Origin of the sequence: Paenibacillus cellulosilyticus (assembly GCF_003182255.1) — a bacterium.
In the GTDB taxonomy this organism is placed as follows: Bacteria; Bacillota; Bacilli; order Paenibacillales; family Paenibacillaceae; genus Paenibacillus_T; species Paenibacillus_T cellulosilyticus.
This window is the reverse complement of record NZ_QGTQ01000003.1, coordinates 409,260-424,341: the sequence shown is the minus strand read 5'-3', so window position 1 is coordinate 424,341 and position 15,082 is coordinate 409,260. Positions and strand designations below refer to the sequence as shown.

Annotated in this window: 15 protein-coding genes and 1 riboswitch; of the genes, 4 read left to right on the top strand and 11 right to left on the bottom strand. The window is 53.2% G+C overall.

Annotated elements, in window-relative coordinates:
* Window positions 1-58 precede the first annotated feature (58 nt).
* From gluQRS to DFQ01_RS07110, 3 genes are all read left to right on the top strand, one after another.
* Window positions 59-1,024, top strand: coding sequence for a tRNA glutamyl-Q(34) synthetase GluQRS (gene gluQRS, locus DFQ01_RS07120; RefSeq protein ID WP_110043180.1), 966 nt, complete (start codon window positions 59-61; stop codon window positions 1,022-1,024).
* A gap of 200 nt (window positions 1,025-1,224) precedes the next feature.
* Window positions 1,225-1,710 (top strand): hypothetical protein, encoded by a 486-nt coding sequence (locus DFQ01_RS07115; RefSeq protein ID WP_110043179.1) that lies wholly within the window; start codon window positions 1,225-1,227, stop codon window positions 1,708-1,710.
* A gap of 33 nt (window positions 1,711-1,743) precedes the next feature.
* Complete coding sequence (locus DFQ01_RS07110) at window positions 1,744-2,229, top strand: hypothetical protein (protein ID WP_110043178.1); 486 nt, start codon at window positions 1,744-1,746, stop codon at window positions 2,227-2,229.
* 77 nt (window positions 2,230-2,306) lie between these two features.
* Here the strand turns inward: DFQ01_RS07110 and DFQ01_RS07105 are convergent, their stop codons facing one another.
* Window positions 2,307-3,068 (bottom strand): glucose 1-dehydrogenase, encoded by a 762-nt coding sequence (locus tag DFQ01_RS07105; RefSeq protein WP_110043177.1) that lies wholly within the window; start codon window positions 3,066-3,068, stop codon window positions 2,307-2,309.
* A 186-nt stretch (window positions 3,069-3,254) separates the two neighbouring features.
* Between DFQ01_RS07105 and DFQ01_RS07100 the strand changes: the two genes are divergently transcribed.
* A complete protein-coding gene (locus DFQ01_RS07100) occupies window positions 3,255-3,836 on the top strand; it encodes a TetR/AcrR family transcriptional regulator (protein ID WP_110043176.1) in 582 nt (193 codons plus the stop codon).
* 64 nt (window positions 3,837-3,900) lie between these two features.
* Here the strand turns inward: DFQ01_RS07100 and DFQ01_RS07095 are convergent, their stop codons facing one another.
* The 10 genes from DFQ01_RS07095 to DFQ01_RS07050 form a co-directional block, all read right to left on the bottom strand.
* Entirely contained in the window at window positions 3,901-4,614 is a 714-nt protein-coding gene (locus DFQ01_RS07095) for an adenosylcobinamide amidohydrolase (protein WP_110043175.1), read from the bottom strand.
* Window positions 4,615-5,712 (bottom strand): threonine-phosphate decarboxylase CobD, encoded by a 1,098-nt coding sequence (gene cobD, locus DFQ01_RS07090; protein WP_110043174.1) that lies wholly within the window; start codon window positions 5,710-5,712, stop codon window positions 4,615-4,617.
* Window positions 5,713-5,770: 58 nt separating this feature from the next.
* The gene (cobS, locus tag DFQ01_RS07085) at window positions 5,771-6,586 is read right to left on the bottom strand and encodes an adenosylcobinamide-GDP ribazoletransferase (RefSeq protein WP_110043173.1); all 816 of its coding nucleotides are present in this window, start codon (window positions 6,584-6,586) and stop codon (window positions 5,771-5,773) included.
* Window positions 6,568-7,557, bottom strand: coding sequence for an adenosylcobinamide-phosphate synthase CbiB (cbiB, locus tag DFQ01_RS07080; protein WP_110043172.1), 990 nt, complete (start codon window positions 7,555-7,557; stop codon window positions 6,568-6,570). The genes cobS and cbiB overlap by 19 nt, the downstream gene beginning before the upstream one ends.
* Window positions 7,554-8,138 (bottom strand): bifunctional adenosylcobinamide kinase/adenosylcobinamide-phosphate guanylyltransferase, encoded by a 585-nt coding sequence (gene cobU / locus DFQ01_RS07075; protein WP_110043171.1) that lies wholly within the window; start codon window positions 8,136-8,138, stop codon window positions 7,554-7,556. The genes cbiB and cobU overlap by 4 nt, the downstream gene beginning before the upstream one ends.
* A 17-nt stretch (window positions 8,139-8,155) precedes the next feature.
* Window positions 8,156-9,238 carry a nicotinate-nucleotide--dimethylbenzimidazole phosphoribosyltransferase gene (gene cobT / locus DFQ01_RS07070; protein ID WP_110043170.1) on the bottom strand — a complete coding sequence of 361 codons (1,083 nt, stop codon included), beginning with the start codon at window positions 9,236-9,238 and terminating at the stop codon, window positions 8,156-8,158.
* A gap of 26 nt (window positions 9,239-9,264) precedes the next feature.
* Window positions 9,265-10,101, bottom strand: coding sequence for an ABC transporter ATP-binding protein (locus tag DFQ01_RS07065; RefSeq protein ID WP_110043169.1), 837 nt, complete (start codon window positions 10,099-10,101; stop codon window positions 9,265-9,267).
* 3 nt (window positions 10,102-10,104) lie between these two features.
* A complete protein-coding gene (locus tag DFQ01_RS07060; RefSeq protein WP_110043168.1) occupies window positions 10,105-11,139 on the bottom strand; it encodes a FecCD family ABC transporter permease in 1,035 nt (344 codons plus the stop codon).
* Window positions 11,140-11,142: 3 nt separating this feature from the next.
* Window positions 11,143-12,150 (bottom strand): ABC transporter substrate-binding protein, encoded by a 1,008-nt coding sequence (locus DFQ01_RS07055; protein ID WP_110043167.1) that lies wholly within the window; start codon window positions 12,148-12,150, stop codon window positions 11,143-11,145.
* Window positions 12,151-12,323: 173 nt separating this feature from the next.
* Window positions 12,324-12,558: riboswitch (cobalamin riboswitch) on the bottom strand.
* 98 nt (window positions 12,559-12,656) lie between these two features.
* Window positions 12,657-14,966, bottom strand: coding sequence for a heavy metal translocating P-type ATPase (locus DFQ01_RS07050; RefSeq protein ID WP_174812716.1), 2,310 nt, complete (start codon window positions 14,964-14,966; stop codon window positions 12,657-12,659).
* Between the last annotated feature and the right edge of the window lie 116 nt (window positions 14,967-15,082).

Below are 15,082 nucleotides of genomic sequence, written 5' to 3'. Positions count from 1 at the left end.
GGCCGCTCATCATTGAATGGCCCCGAGGTTTTCTCTTCATTATGGAGGTGACAGCTCAATGAAACGTGGAAGATTCGCACCGACACCTTCCGGTCTTATGCATATTGGCAATGCGCGAACCGCCCTACTCTCTTGGCTGCAAATACGAAGCGCAGACGGCCAATTCATCCTGCGCATTGAAGATATTGATAAACCGCGCTCCCGACCGCATTATGCAAAACAAGCAATCGACGACCTGCGCTGGCTTGGGCTCGATTGGGATGAAGGTCCCGACGTTGGCGGTCCTTACGCGCCTTATGTGCAAAGCGAACGCGAGGAACAGTACGAGGCGGCGCTTCAACAGCTGCTCGATCAAGACAAGCTGTACCCGTGCTTCTGCAGCCGCGCCGAGCTGCAAGCTATCGCCAGCGCACCACATGGATTGTCTGCTGAGGGACCTGCATATCCAGGACTTTGCCGCCATCTCACATCAGCTGAACGCGAGGAACGTACAGCCGTCAAGCAGCCATCCCTTCGATTCGCCATGCCCGAGCAACCCGTTGCATATATGGATGAAGCAGCCGGTTTACAAAAGTTTGCTTCAGGTGCCGGCGGCGATTTCGTCGTCAAACGCGCAGATGGCATTATCAGTTATCAGCTGGCCGTCGTCGTCGACGATGCAGCGATGGGCATTACGGACGTGCTTCGCGGCTATGATCTGCTGGATTCAACTCCGCGCCAACTGCTGCTTTACGAAGCGTTAGGACTTGCTCCGCCCCGCTTCGCGCATGTTCCGCTCATGCTCGGATCTGACGGCAATCGCCTTGCCAAGCGGCATGGCGCCATCTCTCTCGCTTCCATTCGAGAGCGTGGTCTTCTACCGGAACTCATCGTCGGCGCACTTGCGTCATGGAGCGGACTGCATGATCGAACAGAGCCTATTGCCGCGCGAGAGTTGATCAAGAGCTTTGACCTCAACAACGTCCCTAAGGAACCAATCATCGTTGATGATGCTTCTCTCATCCTCCTGGGACTAGAAGAATAAGATTATACCCAGCAAAAAAATCCGTTAACGATTATAGCTATTCATAAGACACAGCGGCAGCCTTGGACTGAATATGGAGTCCGAGATTGCCGCTGTTTTTTCCATTTATATCAAATCGCCTTATTTGGGTCAGATGGGACAAACCCCGTCGCAGATTGTTTCAACATGAGTACCTTGTATACCAAAAAGGAGTGCAGCGCATGACCATTCAATTTCTAGATGTGCGCTTATCGGAGCATCGATCCGACGTTGCGTTGTCGCCCATTCCGATCGATAAGGACGATGCTCTCTTCATTGGGGATCTCGGCGTGCAGACACTGCCCGTCGTCGGAACGGCTAACCAAGCGAAAGTTCGGGTATGGCTGTCCGGCGTCGTGAACATCCTGCGTCCGGACGATGTAAAGGGAGGAACCCCTTCCCTTCGACTCTTCATTACACGTGAAGGAGACGGGACGCCCGAGTCCGGAACATTGGTTTACGAAATGTTTTTCCGAATCGGAACCCTTCAAACTACCTCTTATCCGATCTCCATCACCGCTAGCGACTTCCCTTCTTCGTCTGTCGTCAACCAGGGTCAAATCCGTTACTCTCTATTCATTATCGCGATTACGCTCGAAGAGGTAAGCGGATTGTATATTCAAGGTCCTGTTGCGTTCAACGGCATGGCCGTTGCAGGCTCGAACTAATTTACTAAATCATAGAAAGAGGTGTATCGCATTTTGGCTGTTCAATTTCTAGACATGCGTATGTCCGAGCATATAGCTGTCGCAACCGAAGACGGTGTGGAGCTCAACAATGGCAGTGCCTTGTTCATCGGAGACCTCGGCATTCAGACGTTAGCGGCTGTCGGGACTCCTAATCAAGGCGATGTGCGTATCTGGTTGTCCGGAACCGTTACGGTTCTCCGCCCAGGAGGGGTCCAAACGCCGCCGCCTGACGTCAAACTGTTCATTACCCGCAACGGGGATGGAACCTTATCTTCTGGTACGCTGATCTATAACATGACCTTTAATTCCGGTACCGAAATTCTGACTGTTTCCCCCATCTCGATCACCGCTTGCGACTTCCCGAGCGCAAGTCTCGTTGCGGCCGGTCAGATTCGATACACACTGTTTATTACATCCGCTTCCCCTCCCGGAACCGGGGATCTATTCTTGATCGGTCCCGTCGCCTTTAACGGAATAGCCTGCGCAGGTTCCAATTAACCGAGCAGATAGACAAATAAAGACAGCCGACGGTCTTGTCGGCTGTCTCTATGATCGATTCGACTACTACCTTTAAATTAACGAGCCGTCCAGCCGCCATCGGCTTTAATGACATCGCCATTTACGAAGCTGGAATCGTCTGAAGCCAGGAATAATGCTACACGGGCGATTTCCAATGGATCGGCAAGTTTACCTGAACCAGCATCCGTCAGTGCGGCAAGGCCAAGCGGGTGAGGAGCGGTAATGGTCGATTGAATATTCGTCTTCACGCCACCAGGCGCAATCGCATTCGCGCGGATATTGCCGCCTTCGCGACCGTAGGTGGAAGCGATATTTTTGGTCAGACCGATGAGACCATGCTTCGATGCAATGTAAGCTGCACCGCCGCGTGTACCAAACAAGCCGCCAACCGATGCATTATTTACGATGACACCGCCATTTGGTTGTTCTTTCATAATGTTAACGGCAGCTCGGCAGGCCATGAACGGTCCTTTCAGATTAATGTCGATCAGGCGATCCCAGAGCTCGTCCGATACGTCGCCGACAGGCGTGAAGTTATCCATGACACCGGCATTGTTAACGAGAATATCAAGTGAGCCATAAGTGGATGTCGCAGCATTGATCATGCGCTCGACGTCTTCTTTGTTCCCAACGTTTACAACTTCGCCAGCTGCTTCTCCGCCAGCTTCCTTAATCTCAGCGACTACCGCATCGATACTCGCTTGGTTAATATCCGCCACAATCACTTTAGCGCCTTCTTGCGCATACAACGTTGCGATCGCTTTGCCCATGCCGGAGCCTGCACCTGTAACAATGGCTACTTTACCTTGTAGTTTCATATCTAGCACTCCTTCAGTTAGGTTGTATGTTGAGCAACAATTTGAAATCAAATCACACCCTTATTATTGATCTTGAAAGCGTATCCTTCAATTTACATCGCATGGACGTTTGTATAAAGTTGAACACTTGTCTATACTTTTGTACATAGAAATGAAAACTTTATACAACTTGGCGAGGGATGTTCATTGAGCAGCAAGAACCCAAATAGCAGTGTGATCCGAACCAAAAAAGCGATGAAAACGGCGTTGGTTTCCTTGCTAAACGAGAAGGAGCTTAGGGAGATTACGATAAAAGACATCGTATCTCGCGCTGAATATACAAGAGGGGCATTTTATGCCCATTATCAGTACAAAGAGGAATTGTTGGATGAGTTAATTAAAGAGACGATCGATGGATTCATTACCGCCTTCAAAGAACCCTACGAAGGCAAACGCGAGCACTATCATATTCGGAATTTGACGCATTCCGCAGTTCAGATCTTTCCGTACATCCACCTTAATGCGGAAGCGTTCAGCTTATTATTCAAAGGCAAAAACTTTGGGTTCCAGGAAAAGTTGGGCGAAGCCATTCGAGAAATTTTCGAGTATGAGTTCGATTTGCTGTTCCCCCAGATTCCTTCTCACATTAACCGGGAGATTTTCATTAATCAGTCCGTCTTCACGATACTCGGACTCATTTCGTATTGGATTCAATCGAACTTCATGTACTCCGCTCAATATATGACCGAGCAGATGCTCGAAATCGCAAAATGGTCATATTCGGAATAAAAAAGTCCACAGGACGAGGCACTTACCTCGACTGTGGACTTCCAATTTTAAAAGCTTGCCTACCCTAATCCTCATGCTGCGTCATTACCGACTCATGTACCGTATCGTAGACCAGCTTGCCGACCGCCGCTCCGACCTCTGTCGCGGTTCCCGCATATTCATGAATGACGCCATAGTCGGAGCTGCCACTGACACCTAAGACGACGGCGTCTGTTGACGTCCCCGTCGCGACGAGCCCATTATCCATATCTCGCAAGCCGATATCTTGCAAAGCCGCCGCTTTCGCCTCAGTGGCCGTCATGAGCACGTTTACCATAGCCGAATCGGTCAGCTGCCCATCAAACAGCAGCACCGTATTAATCGTACCTGCCCGCCATGCCGGGTACACCGTCCTGTCGCTGCCTGCGCGTGCCGCGTTTCGCGTCCCGGATGTGGTGATGCAGATGAGCTTGAAACGGTTACCCGACAGTTCTGCAGCCGACGCATGCGTCAGCTTGGCCGCTGTCATAAGTACGGCAGATCGTGCCGGTTCCAGCCCCCAGTGACGGAGCTGCAGCGCTATCTCTCCCTGCGGATCATCTCCGTTATAATCAAGCGGAACCTTCCAATTGACGATGGTATCGGCTGCCGACATCCCGCCATTGTATACCGCATTGCTCAGTGTAAGCAGCCTCATAGGCGCATTGATCGTAATCCGATCCCCTTCATCCGACAGTTCAGCTGTAACGCCGTGCCAGCACGCTGAACGAAAGATTGCCGATGTTCGAAAAGGCTGCATCTATAATCTCCTGACCTGCAAACATGCAGACAGTGCCTCAATAAGCCGTTCATTCTGCTCCCTCAGCTTGACCGCAAGGCGAATGAATCGTCCATCTAATCCGGCAAAATGCGATGCGTCGCGGATCAATACCCCTCGCTGTCCCATCAGCTGTTGAAGCTGGGCAGCATCAATCGCGCATTCATCCGGCAGCTTCACGAGCAAGTAATTCGTCACACTGTCGAAAACCTTGCAGCCAAGCTTACCCAGATCTGCCGACAGCCACTGACGCTCCTCTGTTAACCAGCGCCGCGTGCGCTGCTCGTATTCCACATCATCGAGCACTGCCTCACCGATCCATTGTGCTAGCGAGTTGACGCTCCATGGCGTCTGTAATCCGCGCATCTTGGCAATCGTGTCAGCTGAGCCAACCGCATAACCAAGTCGAATGCCAGGAATCGCATAAAACTTCGTCATCGATCGAATGACAAGTAAGTTCGGTCTCTTCGCTGCTTCCTGCACCAATGAGATTGCTTCTTCATTCGGCACAAAATCTAGAAACGCCTCGTCGATCACAACGAAAGCTTCCGTGTCGAGCAGCTTTAGAATCAATTCCCGATCCACGGTCATTCCCGTCGGGTTATTCGGAGAACCGATCATCCAGATCTCGGGCCGATTATCGCCTAATGCAGCCTCCATCACTCGCTCCACGGACAGACGGAACGAATCGTCCTCCAGCATCGGCACTCGGACGATATGCCCGCCATACTTCTCCGCTGCGTCTGCATACTCGCCAAAGCACGGCACTGCCAGTCCGACGCCGCCATTTGGTCTAAGGGCACGGATTGCCAAATCGATCAACTCAGCCGCACCGTTGCCGCACAACACGTTGTCCACGTTTATCCCGTGTCGCTGCGCGAGCTTGCTCCGCAGTCCGCGCACAGCCGGATCTGGATATCGGTCGAGCTCGCGCCATCTCGATTCCATGACAGCAAAAACAGCTGCCGGCGGTCCGAATGGATTCATATTCGAGCTGAAATCAACGAACTGGTCGGCCGTAATGCCGAACAAGTCTGATGCCGTTACCAAGTCTCCCCCATGTCCATATCGCTCCAGCATGCTGCCACCTCCCTGCTCCGTTCTTCTGTTAAGGTTTCAATCCGTTCAACTAGTATCACTAGAACAGCCATAGCTTGCCTAAAACGCACAATGCGATCAGACAAGCTGCCTCCGCCGCCTCATTCATGGCGCCATATGTATCGCCTGTCAGCCCGCCGAGCTTGCGATTCAACCATACCGCCAATACTAATCCCACTATCGATGCCGAGGCTGCAATTACGATCAACGCAATCCATACCTTCGACATGTCCAAGCCAGCACAGTTGAATAATAGAACGGTAATGATGATTGCCACGATTAAAGCTGCTGCTACATGACGAAGCTTCGCATCGCGAAACATCGCCCCCATACCGCCTTCTCTGGCATTCGGCCAATGTGCGATCGCCGCAGTCATCCACCAGCGGCTCCATACCGGGCCAACGGCCAACATGATCCATACAGCCGATCCATCCGCACGTTCGAATAACGTGGTGAGCGCTGCAAACTTAACTAGCAGCAGCACCGCAGCAGCAATTACGCCCATTGCACCGACACGGCTGTCTTTCATAATATCGAGCATTCGATCCCTCGACCTGCCACTAAGCACACCGTCCGCTGTGTCCATCCAACCATCCAGGTGAAGCCCGCCCGTCAGTGCGATCCACCAGCCTAACGTCAATGCCGCAGCGAGCAATGGCATGTTCAGCAGATCTAGCAAGTATGCGGATCCGCTCATCAACACCCCGATTAACAAACCCGCTATCGGGAACGAGATGATACTGCGGGCCAACGTCGGCGGGTCGAACGGCACTTGAAGCGGAAACGGTATACGCGTCAATAATTGAATGGCTGCAACCAGACCATTCATGCTGTTTCTTAACGTACGGCCCACCATAGAACAATATCTCCTATCAGCACAAGCAGCGTTGTGATATATAACAGTTTAACCGTTTGCAGAATATCACCTGCAGCAAGCGGACGCAGCGGCCAGCCGAGCCTTGCCCGCTCACTGTCTTGACCGAAATATCGGTTGATCCCGCCAAGCTCGATCCCAAGCGCTCCGGCAGCAGCCGATTCTGGAATGCCGCTGTTCGGGCTAGGATGCTTCTTAGCGAACTTCCATACCGCTTGGATTGAACGCCTCCCTGACATGCCAGGCAGTAGTAGTGCGGACAACGGCATCAACAGTGCGCTCAGTCTCGCGGGGACATAGTTCAACACATCGTCCAGCCGTGCCGAACACCATCCGAAATATCGATACTTCTCGTTCTTGTAGCCGACCATAGAATCGAGCGTATTGGCAGCGCGGTAAGCCATCGCAAGCGGTGCACCGCCGATAATGGCGAACAGCAGCGGCGACAAGAACGCATCGACCGTATTCTCCGCAACGGTCTCAACCGCGGCCCTTGCAGCGTCTGGTTCATCGATATGCTCCGTGTCACGGCTTACGATGTAGCCAACATACTTGCGCGCCTCTGGCAAATTGCCAGCAGACAGCGGACGATAGACAAGCATTGCCGCATCCTTCAACCCTTTAACGGCAATGGTCGTCGAAACGAACCATACACTGACCGCGTATCCTAGCCAGCGGTGAATCGCGTCTGCTGCGAGGACGATCAAGGTCATCGCCAGCCACGCAAGCAGCACCGTCGCACCCGTCAGTATAATGCCGCGTATCCGCAGCACGGAAGGCTTCGCATCTGCATGAACGCCTCTGCGAAGCTGCTTCTCGAGCCATTTGATCCACTGACCCATTCGTATGACCGGATGCGTCGGCCATTTCGGATCGCCTACGATCAGATCAACAATAACGGCAGCCGCGCCTATCCGTAATAGCTCCGGCCAGCTGTATATCAAACTTATCATAGGTCGTCCAGCGACACGGCAATCCGGCTTAGGTCAACCGGAATTCCGCTAACGACAAGAAACGTACGGTCACATACCTCTGCCATTTTTCGATTCATGCGTCCCGCCGCATCGCGAAACGTCCGCCCAAGCGGATAAGCCGGCACGATTCCGCTGCCGACTTCATTCGTGACAAGCAGAAGCGGATGACGGTAGGCAGCAACCGCCTCGACAAGTCGATCGACCTCCTGCTCCAGCCGTCCCGCTGGTTCATGCTCATACGCCAATAACGTATTCGTCAACCACAACGTTAAGCAGTCCACAAGCACCACCGGCGGTTTACTCCCGCTTCGAACGGCTTCGTCTGCCTCTTGGTTCAACGTATCCAACTGCTCAGCAAGCTTGAGTGTCTCCTCAACTGTCTCCCAGCGGAAGCCGCCTTCCTCCCGCTGCTCGCGGTGCCGCGTTATTCGCTCACGCATCTCGTCGTCACCTATCGCAGCAGTTGCGATATAAATTCCGCGTTCAGCGAGCTTCGCAGCATAACGCTCAGCGAACGAGCTTTTGCCGCTGCGAGCACCGCCTGTTATTAATGCCGCCATGTTGCAACCTCCAGATTCTAGCCTCGCGATACGCCGGCGCTGTCGAATGTCGCCATCTCGCTCATAATTCGCTGCGCTGCTTCAATGAAGTGGAAGCACAACGCCGCTCCTGTTCCCTCACCTAATCGCATGGATAGATGGATGACCGGCGATAACCCGATCTCCTTAAGCAATTGCCCATGTGCCCGTTCATTCGACAAGTGGGAACCGATCATGTAGTGCACCGAATTCTCGCACAACGCTGCCGCTAACAGTGCAGCCGCAGAAGAGATGAATCCATCGATAACAACAGGGCATCGATGCGCAGCCGCTCCGATAATTACACCGGCTAGTCCGGCGATTTCAAGTCCGCCAACCTTGCTTAGGACATCGATTGGATCAGCTGAGTTCGGCTCATTCGTTTCGATAGCACGACGAATAATCGCCATTTTGTGCGCGAACCGCTCATCATTGATGCCCGTCCCGCGACCCGTCGCATCTTCAGGCGAACCGCCTGACAATACGGCCAATACAGCCGAGCTTGCGGTCGTATTGCCGATCCCCATATCGCCTGTCGCGAACATCCGATAACCGTCCTGCCACAGCTGTTCGACGACTTTAATACCTACTAACACCGCTTCAATCGCTGTCTCGCGGGACATCGCAGGTCCCTTCGCGATGTTGCATGTGCCGTTCATAAGCTTGCGGCTTATAAGCTGTGGATGGCTCAGCTCCGCATTGACGCCGATATCGACGCAGCGCACGTCTGCACCAGCTTGTCTCGCAAGCACGTTAACAGCAGCTCCGCCAGCCAAAAAGTTCAACACCATCTGAGGTGTCACTTCAGCCGGGAACGCACTAACCCCCTCTTCACAGACGCCATGGTCAGCCGCCATGACGACAATCGCTTTGCGCGATAGATCGGGGTGCAGCTCACCTGTAATGCCTGCAAGCTGAGTTGCAATATCTTCGAGCTTTCCTAGACTTCCTGGCGGTTTCGTCAGATTGAGCAGATGCTGATCCGCCCGTTTCATTGCCTCTTCATTCAGAGGTTCGACTCGTCCGATCATTTCCATTAGCTTGCTATGCAAATCCCGTTCGTTTGCTTGATTCTCAACCATTTCCAACACACTCCCGTACTTGTATTTTATCGCCCAATTGGCTGTATCCATTGCATTCGATCCAATATGGGCTTCTCCTTCATCCCAACCCCTGCACGATGCAAAACAATTTGAGGAGGACCACCTGGTTCGGTATAAATGACTTCTGCATCTGCATGATAGACGTCGTGAACCAGCTCCTTCGTAATCACCGTCTCCGGCGTGCCGGAAGCATACAAGGAACCATCCTTCATGACGATCAATTGATCGCAGTACAACGATGCCAAATTCAAATCATGAAGAACCGCCACAACAATCATGCCGCGCTCTCGCTGCCACTCGTGCACAGTCTCCAGCAGTTGAACCTGATAGCCTATATCCAAATAGGTCGTCGGTTCATCGAGCAGCATAATGTGCGGGTTCTGCACCATAATTTGCGCAAGCGCCGCACGCTGGCGTTCACCGCCGCTCAGTCGGTCGAGCGGGCGATGCTGCAGTTCGATTAGTCCCATTCGATTAAGCGCTGAATCGATCAGTGGCGAAGGATCCTCCCGTTCGTCGCCAAACCATCCTTGAAAAGCGAAGCGCCCCATTGCGACCGTATCCCGCACGGAGAAGCCGACAGGCGGGAGGCCACCTTGCTGAAGGACAGCCATTGTCCGAGCCAATGCTTTGCGTGGATAGGCGCTGATCGGCTTGTCGCCCAACAGCATGCTGCCCGAAGTAGGTTGTGCCGCACCGGACATAAGCCGCAGCAGCGATGTTTTGCCCGCGCCATTGGGTCCAATAATGCCGTACATCCCTGGCTTGGTAAAGGAGAAAGTCATGTCTTTAACGACCGTCGTTTGTTCAATCGTTAAGCTGACCTGCCGCGCTTCGATCATCCGTTACATCCCTCCTTTTCCACCAAGCTTGTGCCGATACAGCAGTAATGCGAAGAACGGCGCGCCAACGAGAGCCGTTACAATACCGAGCTGAATTTCGCGCGGCGACAGTGCGATTCTCGCAACCGTGTCTGCCCAGAGTACAAAGATTCCGCCCCCGATAGCAGACAGAGGAATAATGCGACGATAGTCCGGGCCAACGAGCAGCCGCAGCAAATGCGGAACGACAAGTCCAACGAATCCAATAACACCGGATACCGACACAGCCGCAGCTGTGAGCAATGTGGAACCAACGAGAACGATGAGCTTCGTCCTTTCAACGTTAACACCAAGATGTGCGGCGTGCCGCTCGCCAAATGCAAACAAATTAAGCCGATGCGCAAAAAAAGCGATCAGCGGAACGCCGACGATAAGGAACGGCAGCAGCATGTAAACATGATCCCAGCTTCTTAGCGCCAAGCTGCCCATCAGCCAATAAAGAATTTGGTTCACGACGCCCTCAGACATGGACACCATGAACGAAACAAACGCACCAAGGAAGGATTGTATAATGACACCGGCTAGAATAAGCGTTTCGACTGCCATTGCCCCTTTGGAACGGGCAAGTGCAAACACTGCGAATAACGTCAGCGCCCCGGTAACAAAAGCAACAAGCGGAATCGTCCATAATCCCATGAGCGATTGCAGCCCGAAGAAAATAATAAACGCCGCACCAACCGAAGAGCCGGATGCGACGCCTAGCGTATAGGGGTCTGCAAGCGGATTGCGCAGCACGCCTTGAAAGCCTGCGCCTGCTGTCGCCAGACAAGCGCCGACGAGCACCGCGAGAATAACGCGCGACAGCCGGATCTGCATCACGATCGCGACGTCACTATCGGACCAATCGCCGAACAGATGGATACCGGTTATTTTATAAATAAGAATGCCCCATACGTCCGACAGCGACAAGCCCGCTGAACCGATCGAAACTGCCAGACCGATAGAAACGACAAGAAGGAGCATGGCTGCTCCTCCATATAAGACTGATCGCAGTCTCATTCGTTATTGAAATAGCTCCGGGTGAATGGCCTTCGCGAGCGACTGCAAGCCTTCTGCAAGGCGAGGTCCTACGCGGGACAGCGGATCCTGCGGCACCTCAACGAGACGGTTGTTCTTCACGGCATCGATGACTTTCCAAGCCGGACGGGCGTTGATTCCTTCCAGAATCGCATTCGGCTCTTCGTACCATGAGGAATAGACGATGACCTGCGGGTTGCTCTTGACGATCTGCTCGGAGTCGAATTCATACCACCCGTTCCCCTGCGCCACGTTCGTGCCACCAGCAAGCGTCAACAGCTCATCCATAAACTCGCCTTTACCGACTGTCCAGCCTGGCGAGAATTCAACAAGAACGCTCGGTTTATCTGCACTTGCTACCTTCGATTCGATGTCAGCCTTCACTTGGCTCATGCGGTCGGCTACATCGGCAGCACCCTGTTGTTTATCCAACAGTACACCGATGTTTTTGATTTTCTCAATGACGGCATCGTATGTCTTAGGCTCTGTCGCATATACATTCAGCTTCAATGCACGCAGCTGCTCGATCGCTTGCGTGTTCATCGTAACGGATGCAAGGATGAGGTCTGGCTGTAGTGCAGTAACCTTCTCGATGTTCGTTGTCGTATCGCCAACTTTATCAATCGCATTCGCTTGCTCGGGATAATTGCTGTATTCGTCAACGCCAACGACACTGTCGCCAGCACCAATTGCAAACGCAATTTCCGTCTCGCTAGGCGCGAGCGTCACGATACGAGCTGGTGCTTTGTCCAGCGTAATCTCTGTGCCGGAATCGTCCTTCAACGTAAGCGGATATACCGTTGCGCCTGGTTGTTCAGCAGCCGGTTGCTCAGTCGTTTGTTCTGTCGTTTGCTCCTGCTGCTGGGCATTGGATTCGTCGTTCGTTGTGCTATTGTCCTTGCTGCCGCATGCCGCGAGCAGCAATAGAACCATCACGATCGAAAGAAGGCCTAATTTCCTCCAAATTTGATGCTGAGCGTGCTGTTTGTTCATGTTCATCTCTTCCTTTCTTGCGGTAACAAAATAAAAAGCATTTCCGACGCAAGGGTCGGAAATGCTTCAATTAACGATTTCACGCAGCTGAATCCGCCCATGAATCAGGCCGACGGCTGCTGCAATGCGTCATTAAGCGAATATCCAACACCTTCCCTAACACCACGTAGGTAGATGCATAACCGATACAGGCAGGTATCCTGACTTGAAGCCCACGTCCGACGTCTTCCCAAGGCGATCCTTAGTGACCAATGTCGGTGCGGTTGCTTGGCTGGTCCTACATGCGCATGCCAAGCGCTTCTTACAGTGGCGGGTCCGTGCCGGAATTACACCGGCTTCCCTATTGTGCTGCACGGTTGGAGGCTGATTGCTGCTTCGCCGTTTAGCACCTGCTCGATTGCATATCCATTTGAAAGAACGTTGTAACTATATCATCGGACAACCCTTTTGTCTATCCTTCCCAAGGATATATTCGGCCAAGCATCCAGCGCGTAATCAACGTATCATCAGCGTCTACGTCTGCGCAGCTGTATGCGAAGGATGATCGCATTCCCCACAACCGATAGCGAGCTTAGCGCCATCGCAGTTCCGGCCATCCATGGCTTCAATTGGCCTAATGCAGCACTCGGGATGACCGCCATATTATAAAGAAATGCAAGCACTAGATTCTGTTTCACATTGCGCATCGTCAATCGACTTATTCGCACCGTGTCGGCAACGCCAGTCAACCGACCATGCAGCAGCGCCAGCTGTCCCGCTCCCATTGCTGCATCAGCACCGCCGCCAATCGCGAAGCCGACATCTGCTGCAGCAAGCGCAGGAGCATCATTCCAGCCATCGCCAACCATCGCTACCGCTCCATACCTTCGCTGGAGCGATTGAATGAGTGCGACCTTCTGCTCTGGACGCAGCGATGCATGTACTTCATTGATTCGGATACGCGAAGCAGCGGCAGCAGCGGCAGGCTCCCGATCGCCGGATGCGAGTACAATGTGCCGAATGCCCGACTTCCGCAGCATCGCTATGGCTTCTCTAGCATCTGCGCGCAGCGGGTCGGCAAGAGCGATTGCACCGATGCAGCGATTGTCGACGGCCGTATACCAGATGGTCTCGCCTTTACGTTCATGCTCAGCAGCGAATCGGCGAATGGAATCCATCATGATCCAACCGTATTTGCTCGCGTAATCGTATCCTCCGACCGCGATCTTGTGACCTTCAAGTTCTATCGAAGACCCACCTTCTGAGCGTGGGTTCGCTGTCTTAATCTGCTCGCGCGTTTGCTGTTCTCGTCCAGAGGCATAGCCTGCACTTGCCGCAGCTGCTTGAACAGCGGCAGCATACGGATGTGTCGCATGCTCTTCAGCGGCCGCAGCTAACCGCAGCAGTGCCGACGGATGCATCGAATCCGCATGTACGGCCGTCACCTGCGCGCGACCTTCTGTTAGTGTACCTGTTTTATCAAATACGACCGCCTGCAGCTGTGCAGCCGTTTCCAACGCATCCGCCTGCTTGAGCACAATCCCCCGCTTCGCTGATGCTGTGGATGCCGCGGCAAGGGACAGTGGAGTCGCAAGCCCGAGCGCACAAGGACATGCAGCAAGCAGCACGGCCAATGCTCGGATGAATGCTGCTTCACCGTCCCCCCTCGTCCACCAGAGAATGCTGACGATATAGGTTGCTGCTGCAAGTCCAATCATGACAGGTACGAAAATCCCTGCGATCGCATCTGCCTTTCGCTGAACGGATGTCTTAGAAGCCATCGCTTCCCGCATCATCGCATGAAGTCTCGACAGTGCCGTGGAAGTGCCTGAAGCCTTCACATATACACGTATCTCACTTCGAACATTCATCGTACCAGCAAAGACACGGTCGCCCCGCTGCTTGGCGACCAATCGGCTTTCCCCGGTAAGGAGCGATTCATCCGTCTCAGCGGTATCCGAGTATAGTACACCATCAGCCGGAAAGGACTGACCCGGTCCGACGATCACTTCATCACCAGCCTTCAGCTGATCTGAAGCGAGCTGCTCTCGCTGACCCTCTCGAATAACAGTCGCCATTGCAGGCTGATGCTCGCCTAAGCTGCCAAGCTCCGAAGCTGTACGGCCAGCGGCTGCGGCCTCGATCCATTTTCCCAATAGAACAGCCGTAATGACTACTGCCGATGTCTCAAAGTAAAGTGCACTGTCCGTTCCTGCTGGCAGCCCTCCACCTCGAAAAACCATGTAATGACTGTATAGATAAGCTGCTGTCGTCCCTGTCGCCACGAGCACATCCATGTTGGCAGCCCGCTGTTTCAGAGCATAGTAAGCACCGTAATAGAAAGGAGCAGCAGGAACCAGCTGAATAATTGTTGCCAGTCCAAGCTGCACCCAGCGATTCATGAGAATTGTCGGTACGGGCAGGAACGAAAGTGCCTCAATATGATGAGCCATCGGCAATAAGAGCGGTATCGTAAGGATGACCGAAAGAATGAGCCGAATAAGAAGCATCGTTCTCTCCTGCCGGTCGAAGGCCGGCCGCTGCTCAGAGGAAGATTGGAAACCAAGTCTCGTAATGACGCTGCCAATGTCACTTACGCTCAATCGGGATGGCTCATATACGATCCATGCAGATCGTGAGGCATAGCTGACTGCCGCTTGTTTCACACCAGGAAGACGGCCAACTGCCTTCTCAATTCGGACTGCGCACGCAGAGCAATGCATGCCGCCAATTCGAAGATCAACCGATATCGGATCAGATGAGTCAGCTGGGGATGATTGAGGCTGCGGATTAGCAGCTGTCGTCATCGCCGGCGGCTTCGTCATCAATAACGTCATGGATGCGCCACTCCTTTCTCGTCGCTTGTCTCTCCCCATTGTATGTAGGCTGCCGTGCATGCATGTCTCATCTTCTCTTGCAGGTGTGATTGTAGGCATTTCTTTTATCAAGGCTA

Coding starts and splice junctions, on each gene's coding strand:
- cobD (WP_110043174.1), bottom strand. CDS start 5,712: ATGCTGGAGCGATATGGACATGGGGGAGACTTGGTAACGGCATCAGAC.
- DFQ01_RS07065 (WP_110043169.1), bottom strand. CDS start 10,101: ATGATCGAAGCGCGGCAGGTCAGCTTAACGATTGAACAAACGACGGTC.
- cobT (WP_110043170.1), bottom strand. CDS start 9,238: ATGGTTGAGAATCAAGCAAACGAACGGGATTTGCATAGCAAGCTAATG.
- DFQ01_RS07095 (WP_110043175.1), bottom strand. CDS start 4,614: ATGCAGCCTTTTCGAACATCGGCAATCTTTCGTTCAGCGTGCTGGCAC.
- cobS (WP_110043173.1), bottom strand. CDS start 6,586: ATGGTGGGCCGTACGTTAAGAAACAGCATGAATGGTCTGGTTGCAGCC.
- DFQ01_RS07050 (WP_174812716.1), bottom strand. CDS start 14,966: ATGACGTTATTGATGACGAAGCCGCCGGCGATGACGACAGCTGCTAAT.
- cbiB (WP_110043172.1), bottom strand. CDS start 7,557: ATGATAAGTTTGATATACAGCTGGCCGGAGCTATTACGGATAGGCGCG.
- DFQ01_RS07060 (WP_110043168.1), bottom strand. CDS start 11,139: ATGAGACTGCGATCAGTCTTATATGGAGGAGCAGCCATGCTCCTTCTT.
- DFQ01_RS07115 (WP_110043179.1), top strand. CDS start 1,225: ATGACCATTCAATTTCTAGATGTGCGCTTATCGGAGCATCGATCCGAC.
- DFQ01_RS07105 (WP_110043177.1), bottom strand. CDS start 3,068: ATGAAACTACAAGGTAAAGTAGCCATTGTTACAGGTGCAGGCTCCGGC.
- cobU (WP_110043171.1), bottom strand. CDS start 8,138: ATGGCGGCATTAATAACAGGCGGTGCTCGCAGCGGCAAAAGCTCGTTC.
- DFQ01_RS07055 (WP_110043167.1), bottom strand. CDS start 12,150: ATGAACAAACAGCACGCTCAGCATCAAATTTGGAGGAAATTAGGCCTT.
- gluQRS (WP_110043180.1), top strand. CDS start 59: ATGAAACGTGGAAGATTCGCACCGACACCTTCCGGTCTTATGCATATT.